At 59.3% G+C, this 12220-nt stretch carries 4 protein-coding genes and 3 pseudogenes; 1 reads left to right on the top strand and 6 read right to left on the bottom strand.

All coding sequences use genetic code 11. The annotated features are described in order from the left end of the window. Nucleotides 1-982: 982 nt before the first annotated feature. A complete protein-coding gene (locus P9272_RS32465) occupies nucleotides 983-1438 on the bottom strand; it encodes a transposase (protein ID WP_256748481.1) in 456 nt (151 codons plus the stop codon). 793 nt (nucleotides 1439-2231) lie between these two features. Between P9272_RS32465 and P9272_RS32460 the strand changes: the two genes are divergently transcribed. Beyond that, complete coding sequence (locus P9272_RS32460; protein WP_224570032.1) at nucleotides 2232-2747, top strand: DUF2285 domain-containing protein; 516 nt, start codon at nucleotides 2232-2234, stop codon at nucleotides 2745-2747. A 784-nt stretch (nucleotides 2748-3531) separates the two neighbouring features. On the opposite strand, the pseudogene P9272_RS32455 reads toward P9272_RS32460, so the two are convergent. The 5 genes and pseudogenes from P9272_RS32455 to P9272_RS32435 all read right to left on the bottom strand — a co-directional run bounded on the left by P9272_RS32455 (nucleotide 3532) and on the right by P9272_RS32435 (nucleotide 11929). After that, nucleotides 3532-4999: pseudogene (locus P9272_RS32455) on the bottom strand (NAD-dependent succinate-semialdehyde dehydrogenase). Nucleotides 5000-5414: 415 nt separating this feature from the next. Further along, nucleotides 5415-6140: pseudogene (locus P9272_RS36125) on the bottom strand (pitrilysin family protein); the annotation flags it as partial. A 549-nt stretch (nucleotides 6141-6689) separates the two neighbouring features. Then, nucleotides 6690-7994 (bottom strand): annotated as a pseudogene (locus P9272_RS32445) (pitrilysin family protein); the annotation flags it as partial. A 1950-nt stretch (nucleotides 7995-9944) separates the two neighbouring features. Continuing rightward, complete coding sequence (locus P9272_RS32440) at nucleotides 9945-11273, bottom strand: HAMP domain-containing sensor histidine kinase (RefSeq protein WP_063169275.1); 1329 nt, start codon at nucleotides 11271-11273, stop codon at nucleotides 9945-9947. Then, on the bottom strand, nucleotides 11270-11929 hold the full coding sequence (locus tag P9272_RS32435; RefSeq protein WP_024505389.1) for a response regulator transcription factor: 660 nt from the start codon (nucleotides 11927-11929) through the stop codon (nucleotides 11270-11272). The genes P9272_RS32440 and P9272_RS32435 overlap by 4 nt, the downstream gene beginning before the upstream one ends. Between the last annotated feature and the right edge of the window lie 291 nt (nucleotides 11930-12220).

Genomic DNA, 12220 nt, shown 5'->3' with positions numbered 1-12220 from the left:
CTGCTTGATCAGCCATTCGATGTGATTTGACCACATCTGCAACACCTCGCGCTTCTCCTTGACGTTGCTATAGAGATTGTAGATTTCGCCAATGTCTGTCAAGGACGCCGCCTTGTGATTCAGTATGTGCTCGATGACGTGTGGCAATACCTGCCGCCTGCCGAGATTTGTCGCGAGCGTCCTGCGCAGATCGTGAAGGGTCCAGTTCTCCAAAGCCACCCCGTCAGTATTGACCTTGCCGTCTAGAGCCTTCTTGCCCTTCGCGTAGCCTGAGAAGTGGCTTCTTTCGTTGCCCCTCGCAGGGAAAAAAACGTGTCATTGGTCTTCGGTACCGTCTGGGGGACCGACACCGCCAGTGTGGACAGCGGAATAAGCGTAGGCTCTTCGTTCTTCGTGCGGTCACCCGATAGTTCCATGTTCCGGCTTCAAGGTTGAGGACCAACGCATCGCGGCAACTTCCGTACGCCTCTGTCCGGTCAGAATGAGCAGCTTGACGATGGAGCCGAACGAATAGCCGATATCGCCCGGTTCGGGCTCACAGCCCGTTCATATAGCCGCCAGTTCGGCATCGTTCACCACTCGCTTGCGCTTGACGATCGGGGCCGGATCCGGATTTTCCAATCCCTCGCGGGGAAACCGCGGATGAGCCGTTGCGGCGGTTTGCGACACCAGTTGAAAAATGCCCGCATACACCAGAAGGCCGTGTTAGCCGCTTGCGGGTGACCCCCGGCGACGATCTTCTTGGTGATGTTAGCAATGTCGGTGTCGATCACATGGTGGATAGAGCGACTCCCGAGGGCAGGCACAAGATACCGGTTCAGGCTGGCCTCGACCAGTGCGGTGTTTTGAGGGTCGTTACTCGGCGGCCTGGAGGTGACCGCCATCGCCGTCCTCGGTATCGTCAGCGCTGATATGCGCCTGATCGGCAAGGAAGGCTGGCAGTTCCGATGGAGCTATGCTGGAATTTGGGTGACGAGGCTGATCAAGCGGCGCTCTGCGGCTTCGTTTCGATGACCTGGATTCCGTCCAGGAACCTGGCACCTGCGATGAGTTTCGGCAACTGATTTTGTCCTTTCAATCGTCGCCACTTCCTGGCCGCGGCCAACAGCTTGAAGACCATCAGCTGGGCGGTTTTCGAGGATAGCGAGCCCTTGGTACGCACCGTGCGATAGCGAACGGTTGCAAAGACGCTTTCGATGGGATTGGACGTTCGCAGATGATCCCAGTGTTGGGCGGGGAAATCGTAGAGCGCCAGCGACGCAATATGATCTTTCGTCAGGCAGTCGACCGCCTTGGCATACGCCTCGGCCTCCATCTCGATCGCATGCGCAAGCAATTTGCGCGCGCCGCTGCGAAGTACATCCGTCAGGGTATCATCGATTTCGTCGGGCTGACGAAGGCGAACAATGTGTTGATAGTCTCGTTCATGGCGTATCACTCTCCTTGAGAGGTACTGGCAGGCTTCATCACCCGCCTCGATACGCCGCTCTCCTCAAGCCGCCATCATCCAGTTTCCGCCATGGCTCCCCCTGATTGATCCGCTTCACCTGTGCAACTGCACAGGCTGCCCTAGCGGGGAGATTGGCCTCCAATGGCGAAAGCTTGCCGCAGGAGACCCTCCGATGACCGTGCCTATGGCGCCGCCGCTACGACAACTTGCCGACAAGCAGCGTGCGATCCACTGCCGCGCTACTGCGCCTTCAAGGGACGTCTGGATCGCGACGCAGGAGCCGATGACCGTTACGGGATCAATTCCAGGTCGCGCTGGCCGTCGCTGTGCCAGTTCGACGGTCTGGTGGCAATTTGGGCACATCTTCTGTCGCCGACAGTGGCGATGGCTGACGCTTCAACGAAACGGGGTCTTCGACGTCTGCTGCCTTCGCCGATGCTTTGCGAAGTGGCATAATGTTTCGACGCACGCAGGCGCGGGCAGGGGATGTCAGTCATGAATCTCCTGACTGGCGCGGATCAGGCCGATTGGCGGGATGAAAGATCATACGACTACACCGCTGGCCTGACGCTGCGGGAGTGGGCTTGGGAGTTCTTACGCCGCAATCCAGCGTTCCAGCGCGATCTGACCGCTGCGCGCCAGCATTGCAAGACTTGGTCTCTCCAATCCTTTCTCGATATGGTCGCGTCGGCCGGCGACCTGTCACGCTGGGGTGTTCTGTTTCGCGGAGTCTTGTGGCCGCGCTTCGGTCGTATTCTGGTGTCCGCTCTGGTGCGTCCATGTGCTGCCGGTCATTGCGGAACGGTTGCCTGCCTCGTCGCCGACACCGCCGTTCGAACTCTCGGCATTGCCCTGTCGTGCAATCGTCCTGCTGGCGCCCGACAAGAGCCAGCATGTTCTTCTTCGCAATGCGGACCACGCGCTGCAGCTCGCCGTCTCGGGCGCGAATATCCTCCACCCTGTTTGCCTGCATACGCAAGCCATCTGGCCCGCGGTGCTTTTAAAGCATCGACTGAGGGGACTGGAGTGCCTCAATGCTCTCAGTCTAGGGCAACAGTTGCCCCCCCGCTTGTTTGCGCCGGAAAAGCGCGGCGTTCGTTTGTCCTTCGTTCTTCGTGCGCTCGACGGTTCGCTCGCCGGAGCACCTCATCGCGAGCTCGCCGAAGTTCTCATCGGTCAACGGCGCGTCCATGCCGACTGGGCGGATCCTCGCGATCATCTGCGCGACCGCATCCGTCGGGCCGTCTCGCGTGGCCGCGCGCTCATGAATGGTGGCTACAGAGATTTCCTAATTTGAAAAGCGACAGTCCGCGCTGTGCGTCGGTGGATGAACGTTCGCTCGCAGCTGTACCCGTCACCAACAGTTCGCCCGCCGACAGGACTGCATGGCGCCTTGCAAGTGCGCTCTGGTCTAGCTTGTCGATGCCGAAATGAGATGGGCGAGGGTGCCAAGGCGGTGGTTCATTAGGGCCGGCCTCGACCTGGACGCACATCATTGGTCGGAAAGCGGCGTGCACCGCAATGTCGCCATAGCAGCCAAGATCCTTTGAGGCCGGACCTGCAGTCCTGTTGGACCGGCGGGTGCAACAATATGGAGGGATCTGAGGCCTCACACCGTTCCCTGGTCGACAGCTCGGTCAACATAGCACCCACCGCTTGATTATGGAAATGGTGTGCCTGGAGTGCAGCGAGTAGCGGCTTGCTGCGCACTGTCCTAAGAATAGCAGTCATGACCCGTCTGGGGTTCTGCAACACGACGATTCAACCGCTTGGGCATTGTCGCATATCCCACAATGTAGAATGCGCAACAGGGCAAAAGCTGATCCATCGGCGGTTTATCAATGCTTTTTGGCTTGGCACGGCACATGCAACGCAATCGGCAAAAGGCGCACGAACTGAGTGGCCCATCGGCCCTAGGAGCGCTGACTTATGCCCTCCCAAGGCATGTCCGGCCCGACAGCGAGCTCAGTCTCCTGCCGGGCATCCGTGTTTCAGGTCAACGGCGTTTGGAACTTCCAATTAGGTGGCGGCATTGACCGCAGGCCGCCCCCCGGTGGGGCGGAGAGACAGTGCAGCAGGTTTCAAATCCCGCCCATGCAAAGATATTTCATTTCCAGATAGTCCTCGAGGCCATGACGGGAACCCTCCCGCCCGATGCCGGATTGTTTGATCCCGCCAAACGGTGCCGCCTCCGAGGACATGCGTCCCGTGTTGATGCCAACCATGCCATATTCCAGAGCCTCTGCCACACGCCAGACCCGCTTCAGGTTTGAGGCATAGAAGTATGCGGCGAGGCCGTATATCGTGTCATTGGCCTCGCGCACGACCTGATCCGCATCGTTGAAGCGAATGATCGGCGCGAGCGGCCCGAATGTCTCCTCTTGCGCGACTGCCATGACGCTGGAAATCTCGGTGAGGACCGTGGGTTCGAAAAACGTGCCATTCTTGCCGATACGCTGGCCCCCGCATCGTATTGTGCCGCCTTTCGCAATGGCATCTGCGACGTGAGACTCGATCTTGGCCAGAGCATGCTTGTCGATGAGCGGTCCGATGTCCACTCCGGCATCGAATCCGTCGCCAACCGACAAGTGCCGGATTCTTTCCACGAATTTCTTGACGAACTCATCGTGAACGCTCGATTGGACGTAAATGCGGTTCGCGGAAACGCAGGTCTGGCCGGCATTGCGGAACTTCGCCTGGACCGCACCGTCAACAGCACCGTCAATGTCGGCATCATCGAAGATGATGAAAGGTGCATTGCCGCCGGTTTCAAGGCTGACCTTCTTGATCTGGTCAGAGCACTGACGCATCAGCAGCCGTCCGACCTCGTTCGAACCGGTAAAGCTGATCTTTGGAATTGGTGCAGAGTTCACGGCCCACGCGATCACCTTCGGACGCATAGATCAGGTTGACCACGCCATCGGGAAAGCCGGCCTGATGGGCGAGGGCGAACATTGCGCCAGCCACGAGCGGCGTCTGTTCAGCGGGCTTGAGCACGATTGTGCAGCCCGCAGCCAAGGCCGGCGAGATTTTGCGCGCCACCATGGAGGCCGGGAAATTCCATGGCGTGATCGTGCCAACAACGCCGATGGGCTGCTTGATCACTAGCATTCGGCGGTCTGTCGAGGGTGCCGAGATCGTCTCGCCATAGACGCGATTGGCCTCCTCGGCATACCATTGCAGATACGCCGCCGCATGCGATACCTCTGAAATGGCTTCGGCAAGCGGCTTGCCCATTTCCGCAGTCAGAATCGCGGCGAGATCGCCTGCATGGTCGATGATCAGCTGATGCCATCGCCAAAGAACGTCGCTACGTTCTCGGGCCGTCAACGCGGCCCATCCCGACTGCGCAACATAGGCCTTGTCTACCGCAGCACGTGTCTCCTCCACGCCCATATCGGGAAGCTCTGCCAAAACTTCGCCGGTCGACGGATTGACGACCTCGAACGTCTTATTGCCAACTGGTCTGCCGAGTGCCGGCAGGCGGTCGATGGCTCCAAACAGGTGCGGGGATTTCAGACGGCGGATCATCGGCAGGCACAGGGGCAATACCGGATTCCTCCTCAACGCAGCGAACATCCAGGTCGACAGGCCGTCAGTGTGTATTCTGCACCAGTGGGTTCGTCGTAGGGCCTCGGCAAAGCAGCTGGTAGACCACGCTAGCCCGATGAAAAGACAGCAGTTTCGTTAGTTTGAGTGCCCGCGGTTCATCAATTGATGGATTAAGCAGTCGGATGTTTGCTTCATCCACCATGCCTGCTGGTGGCATGCGACTGAATTCTGCAAAAAGGCGGCATACATGCTGAGGAGCGCCATTTCGGCGAGAGGCCGCCGGACCGCCAATGCCGCGCAAGGTCGGCGAAAACGACTCCGCGCGTCTGCATGATCTGCTTGGCCCACGGGCCTCCACATTCGCTCTTCCCACGAGAAGCCCCGATGAAGAAGGAAGGTGAGATGAGTTTCTTTACTCATCCTTGCCGCCCAGCGGCGGGCCGACCACCAAAATGGCGGGCTCGGCCGAAAGCAGCTTTTTGGCCGCCGCCTTGACCTGTTTGAGCGTCACCCGACCGATGCTGCGGGCGCGACGCTGGTTGTAGTCGACGTCGGCCTTGTGAATCTGCAAATCCAGGAGCCGGTCTGCAATCGAGCGGGTCGAGCCCAGTTGGTCGATGGCATAGGCGCCGATCAGGTGCTTCTTCGACGCCTTGAGCTCGGCCCCGGTCGGTCCTTGCTGCGCCATCTGCTTTACCACATCTCGCACGATGCTCAGTGTTTGGGCAGCGCAGTCCGAGCGTGTCTCTGTCGTAACCAGAAGCGAGTCAAGGGTTAGTTCAGAGCTGACGTGATAGGCAAGGCCGCGTTTTTGACGTACCTCCTCGTAAAGGCGGGAAGTCAAGTATGAGCCGCCAAGGATGTCGTTCAGCAGCACGGCCGCGTAGAAATCCGGCGCGCTAGGCTTCACGCCAGGCCAGGCCAACGTCAGCGAAGTCTGCGGCAGGTCGTAGTTCTCCTCCACCAGTTGACCGAGTTTCGGCGCGACATCGTAGACGGGGACGAGGGTTTGTTGCTCAGGCAAATCACCAAACAGCTGGTCAAGCCTTTCCCTCAACGTGTTCGCGTCAATGTCACCCACCACGGCAATATGGAGCCCGTCGCGAGCGAAAATGGCCTGGTGGAAGGCGCGGAGGTCGGACGGCGTGATGCCGGGCAGGCTCTCTTTTGTGCCTTCTCCCAGCCTTGAACAAGGATGCGCGCCATAGATCGCGCGCAGCCATTTGCGCTGAGCGATGGCGTTAGGGTCTCGCTCGCTGCCGACGATGCGGGAGACAATCTCGGCGCGGACGCGATCGATCGGCCCCTGCTCGAAGCGCGGCGCGTTCAGCGCGAGCCGAAGCAGGCCGAACGCCGCGTCCTGCTTTTTGGAAAGCATGCACATCGATCCGTAGATGTCGTCGCTTTGCGCGTCCAAACTCATTTCGGCGCCGGCATGGTCGAGCTTCACCTGGAAGGCACCGCTGTCGTAATGGCCAGCGCCTTCGATGAACAGGCCGGCCATCAGTTTGGCCATCCCCTCCTTCCCGACCGGGTCCTGCTTGGTGCCGCCCTTGAAGGCAAAGCCGATGTTGACGATTTCCACTGTGTGGTCCTCCACCAGCCAGGCGATGATGCCCTTTTCGGACTTCACCTCCTGGATGTTCATCGCAGCATGGGGCCGAGCGCCGAGCGTCATCTCTTGATTCTCCGTCTTGGGCAAGAGATAGCCCGTGGTCGAACGGTCGAACGCGAGATAGCGGGCGGCAACTGCTTTGATTTGCTCGGGGGTAACCTTGCGGATGCGATTCGGCCGTTCCTCGACATCCTTCACGGTACCGCCGGTGGCCAGCGTCGAGCCGTAGATGCTGGCGAGCCAGTCCAGGTTGTCTTCCGCAAAGATCATATTGAGCAAATAGTGGTCCTTGGCCTTGCCTAGTTCCTCGTTGCTGACACCATCCTCGGCAATGCGGGCAACTTCGGCAGCGGCCGCCGCTTCGAGATCAGCCAGCTTGGCATCGCCGCGCGGTGCGCCATAGATGGCGAACTTGGTGTCGTCGAGCATAGTGCCCTGGAAATAGACGCGGGCGCTGGAAGCGATACCTTGCTGGACAGCGAGCGCCTGGTAGAGCCGGCCGCGGTTACCGCCGCCGAGAATTTCGGCCAGCAGGTCGAGCGCTTCGGCCTCGCCCGGCTTGGCGGTGTGGTAGGACGGCACCACCCACTGCGTCGAAAAACTGGGCACGCTGACGCGGGCGTCTGAGAGCGTGACGGTGCGCCTGGTGTTCTGCTCGGGCTCAACCGGCCGGATGCGCGGCGGCAGGTCAGGTCCGCGCGCCACCTTGCCATAGGTCTTTTCGGCCAGCGCCCGCACCGTGTCCGGTTCGACATCGCCGGCCACGATCAGCACGGAGTTGTTGGGCCAGTAGTACTTTTCATAGAAGACGGTGGCGTCGACGCGGTTCAGCTGCTCGATCTCCTGCATCCAGCCGATGATCGGGATGCGATAGGGGTGGTTCTGCCACAGCGTCGCGTCGATCTCCTCATGGAGAACGTCCTGCGGGTTGGTGTCGGTGCTTGAGCGGCGCTCCTCGATGACCACATCGCGCTCGGTCTTGACGACATCGTCGGTCAGGATGAGGTTTCGCATTCGGTCGGCCTCGAAGCTCATCATCAGCTCGAGCGCCGACGGCGCCACTGTCTGATAGAAGGCGGTGTAGTCGGAGGAGGTGAAGGCGTTGTTGGAGCCGCCGATCTCGAACACTGCGCGGTCGAATTCGCCGCCCGCATGGTTGGTCGTCGCCTTGAACATCAGATGCTCGAAGAAATGGGCGATGCCGGATTTGCCCGGCGGCTCGTCGGCGCTGCCGATCTTGTACCACACCATGTGGGTGACGATCGGCGCCCGGTGGTTGGGAATGACGACCACCTCCATGCCGTTGTCGAGCACGAAATCCCTCGCCTTGCCGTCCTCCCATGCGACGGGGATCGGAGCCGGCCCCGCGCCGACCAACTCGGACGCAACGGACGTCCTGCGAAGCCCATGAGTGCGGGGCTTGCTTGGTAGTTCTGGTAGGGAGAGTGGGGTTATGGGCTGCGTTCCTGGCAAAGTGATCTGTTCCTCATTTTGAAGGATCTATGTCTCCCGAACGCCTATTGGGAGAAAGTGGATCGGCACGCGACGCCGAGCCACATGAGCCGTCAGCGTGTTGCTGGGCCTGACGCGAGCCTCATCTTTGGATGCGTCCGGGAAACTTTCGGCATGGTGAGGCCATGGGAAGTCTGCTCGTTATCCATTGGGTGTTTGCGGATACCTGAGCATGCCCCGTGCCAAGTAAGAAAGCCCCGATTCGCAAGGTTTGATCCAACCTTGATACTTGCGATATCCGACATTGTCGGGCATCCGACAGAAAGCGCCTTTCGCCGGCGCGCCGGCTATGACGCTCGCCTCCTCCGGCGTGACGACGATCCTTTGGCGGGCGCCGCGCACACCGATCTGCCCGCCTATCAGCACCGCGACATCGAAGGACAGCGCGATCGTGACTGGATGGGTCTTACGCAAACATGCAGCAGTGCCACCGCGATCAGGACTTCATCCGCCCCACAAAGACCCGAGCGCGAGGGACGACGTGTAAGGCAACATGTCATCCTCGATAATGATGCCGCGCATAAAGAGGTAAGGTCCCTCGTCGTACCGGCGAGCCCCTTCGCTGGGTCTCGCGAGGGTCTGGTTTGCGAACGTCGACCGACAGCATCACGGCATGGGCGGCCCCATCGGTAGGCAAGCATTGACCGTGCCATCAGCGTTGAGGCAGCGCAGAGCCCAATTTCCCGGTGCCAGCCGGTACGTTGGAGCTTCAACTGTGGCCAGCCAAGCGGGCCGAGGCCGTGAAACTCCTGATACCCTGGACCGTCCGGATTGCAACGCACGACGCCTTGGTCTCGCGCCAACGTCCATTGACGCTCAGCGAAGCATCATGCGGACGAGCTGGGAAAGCTTGGCCGGGCCGGCGCCTTCCCAGGCGCATGGGACGCGCGACGACCCATGTGGACCTTGGATTTCACTACGCACTTACGCTGCTTTGGCCTTGTCAGCAGCCTGAGCATAAAGCGTGCTCAGCTTTCAGGGCGAGCCTCTTTCATGTTGATAGCATCTGTCGTCATTCAGGATCGCCCCATTTTCGCATGCCGCTTGCAGCTTTCAGACTGTTGTCAGCCAGGGCCGCCATAAAGGGTCTCGTTTAACGCATTCGGGAGGCTTCATCACTCGACCACATTAATTTCGGGCCGTTCGCCGGCGCTCCGAATGGCACTTAACACCAGATCCTCTCCAAACCCGTGATGATCCAAGAGGAAAACGAAAAATCCCTAAATCATAAAAAAGCACCGATACGGTCGGCTCCAGGCTGATGAAATTGCGGTCTCACTGGCCACGCACGATACTTGCGATGGCGATGGCCATTGCAAAGGCCGGTCAAGCACCCAAGACGCTGACAAGCACGCCTCCGACCAAAGCTCGATCGTTGGCAGCCTTTCTAGCCGTATACTTGGGGCATTTTGGGACGGCGATCCGGACGCCGATTAAAACCTGCCGGTCGTCTAAATGGAATGGTTGGTCCGGGTCCTTACTGGACCTGCGCCAACCCGATCGGGCCGGCGCACAGGGGCACCCAGACAATTGGACACGTCGCCTTTGCGCGGCGGCTTGCACTTTCTCGGATGGCCTTTTTTCTCCCCGGGCGAAATCGAGCGAGCGGTGAGGCGGAGCCTTCGATTTTGCCGATCATGTCGTGTCGCTTCGATCGAACTGCTCAGACGATGATAGCGGCATTGATTGCCGCGGCCGAAATGCGTTGTGTGAAGTACGATTTCTACGCCGTATACATACTGCCGTACAGTTCGCCCTGTCAGCAGCCTTGCCAGCAATCCGCCCTGTGTCCAACTGTCGTCGAATTCACCGGTGTCATTGAGGAATTCGTATGATCGCCTCGAAACCATCATTGCGACCGCGGGCGGGCGACGCAAGCTCTAGACTGCCACCGATCCGCTGGATAACCATGTTAGCGATATGTAGACCAAGGCCTGAGCCCGCAGCAGGAGTAGCACCACGACTAAATCGCTTTGTAAGCCCTTCGAGGTCGGGGAGGGGCACCACCGGTCCGGCGTTTGCAATAGCGATGGTTCCATCAGTTTGGACGGAAACTGTTGTCGGAACAGTGGGCAGTCCATGTATCAGCGCATTCTCGATCAGGTTACGAAGGAGGATCCCAAACGCATCGACATCCACTTTGCGCATCAAAGTGGGGCAGCCGTCGACGTTAAGATGCAGGCGTCCGGCATATTGCGGCTTTTTCCTCAGGTCATCGATTTCCAGCCGAACCGATCGGACAAGATCGATCGCGTGATCCGCCATGCCAACCCCCGATTCGGCTTGAGCGAGCTGAAGCACTTTTTCGACAAGGCGGCCAAGGCTCGACAGCGCTTGCTCGATGCCGCGCGCACGCATTTTGGCCGACCCATTGGGAAGCTCGGCCACTAATCTCTGCATCTGAGCGATTGAACCTGCGATCGGCGTGCGCAGTTCATGCGCACTGTTTGCGGCGAACTCGCGTTCGGCCTCGAGAGCCGCCCGCAGACGATCGAGAAGCCGATTGACGGATGCCGCGATTGGAGCCAACTCTGCCGGGAAATCGCCCAAGTCCATTGGTGACAGATTGCCGCCGTCGCGCGATCCGATCTGCTGTCGCAGTACCTCGATTGGCCGCAGCGAGCGCCGGATCACGATCCACCAAACAGCTAAGCTAAAGGGCAGGAGCACGAGTGTCGGAAGGAAGACAAAAAGTGCGCCCTTCGCGATTGTGGTACGGCGGCCATCAAGCGGTTCGGCCAACTGATGATACACGCCGTCTTGGATCTCCTCTGTGTAGACGCGGTAATCAGCGTTTCGCCAAAAGCCGTTACTCAGGGGAGCATCAGGGAAGGGCTGCTGACCCTCTTCCGGTTCAGAAATAAGCACTACCCCGTACTTATTAATAACCTGCTCACGATAGGTCCAGTACTTTTCATAAGTTGGCAAGTGGTTATTGTATTGATCAACGTGTTTTCCATTCAAGACCTTGATCAGCTCTGGTTCTCTGTACTCTGCGCTCCCCTGGAGCAAGTCATCCGAACTTTCGTTTACATTATTGCAAAAAATGAACGCAGCAATGGTTGGGGCGGCGATCCAAACCAGGAGCGTTGCCCCGCCTAACCACGATATCAGCTTTCTCGTCATGCTGTTCGAGTTCGTCATGTGACCACGAGCCTGTATCCGGAGCCACGCACGGTTGCTATTCTATCCCCGCCGATCTTCTTGCGGAGCCGGCTGACATAAACCTCCACTGTGTTGCTCTCGAACTCCGAATTGAATGAATAAAGCGCGTGCTCGATCCTCCCCTTTGAAACGACCGAACCGGGCCGGCGTAGAAGGCAGTCGAGCACCGCCCATTCGCGTCCAGACAGGTGGACCTCCTGCCCGTCGCGGAAGAGGCGTCGCTCGGCTGCCTGTATGGAAAGCGTCCCAACCGAAAATTGCGGCTCCGGAAAATGCCCTTGGCGACGTGCCACTGCACGGATGCGTGCCGAGAGTTCCCCCAGATCGAACGGCTTGACCAAATAGTCGTCGGCGCCAGCGTTGAGCCCCTCGATGCGATGCGAAATCCGATCGCGGGCTGTCAGAATGATGACCGGCGTTGTATCAAGCCCCTTGATCAGCTCCCGCAGATAGTCGATGCCATTGCCGTCCGGCAGGTGAACGTCGAGCAAAATAACGTCGTAGCCGGCCACAGCTGCATGACCGCGCGCTCCGGACAGGCCCTCGGCCCAGTCGACCGCGTGGCCACCAGCCACCAAATGATCGTGCACAGCACTTCTAAGGTCGTCGTCGTCTTCAATGAGCAGTATTCGCATCAGGCTGCCGAGCTCCGGTATGAGGGCAAGGCTCCTGCCTTATTGATCGAAGCTGACAGTAGGCTGAACCGGCGCCAGCGAATATCTGGGGGCTTTCAGGCTGCTGTCAGCTACAATTGCAAGAAAGGGGTCGTTAACAAAGCCAAACGAAGAGGCCTTATGAAACCCCTCCTGATCTCGGCACTTTTGCTCAATGTGACCACCGGCGGCTGTACACTGGTTGGCGGGCAATTCGACGTGGCGGTCAACGAATGGCAGCCGCGCCACGCGTCAATGTCCAGGCTTGAAACT

Source organism: Mesorhizobium sp. WSM4976 (assembly GCF_029625685.1).
GTDB lineage: Bacteria > Pseudomonadota > Alphaproteobacteria > Rhizobiales > Rhizobiaceae > Mesorhizobium.
This window is presented reverse-complemented; position numbering and strand designations above follow the sequence as displayed.

Bases quoted from the DNA above. Each gene is read 5' to 3' on its own strand.
- P9272_RS32440 (WP_063169275.1), bottom strand. From the start codon at position 11,273: ATGACGAACTCGAACAGCATGACGAGAAAGCTGATATCGTGGTTAGGC.
- P9272_RS32435 (WP_024505389.1), bottom strand. From the start codon at position 11,929: ATGCGAATACTGCTCATTGAAGACGACGACGACCTTAGAAGTGCTGTG.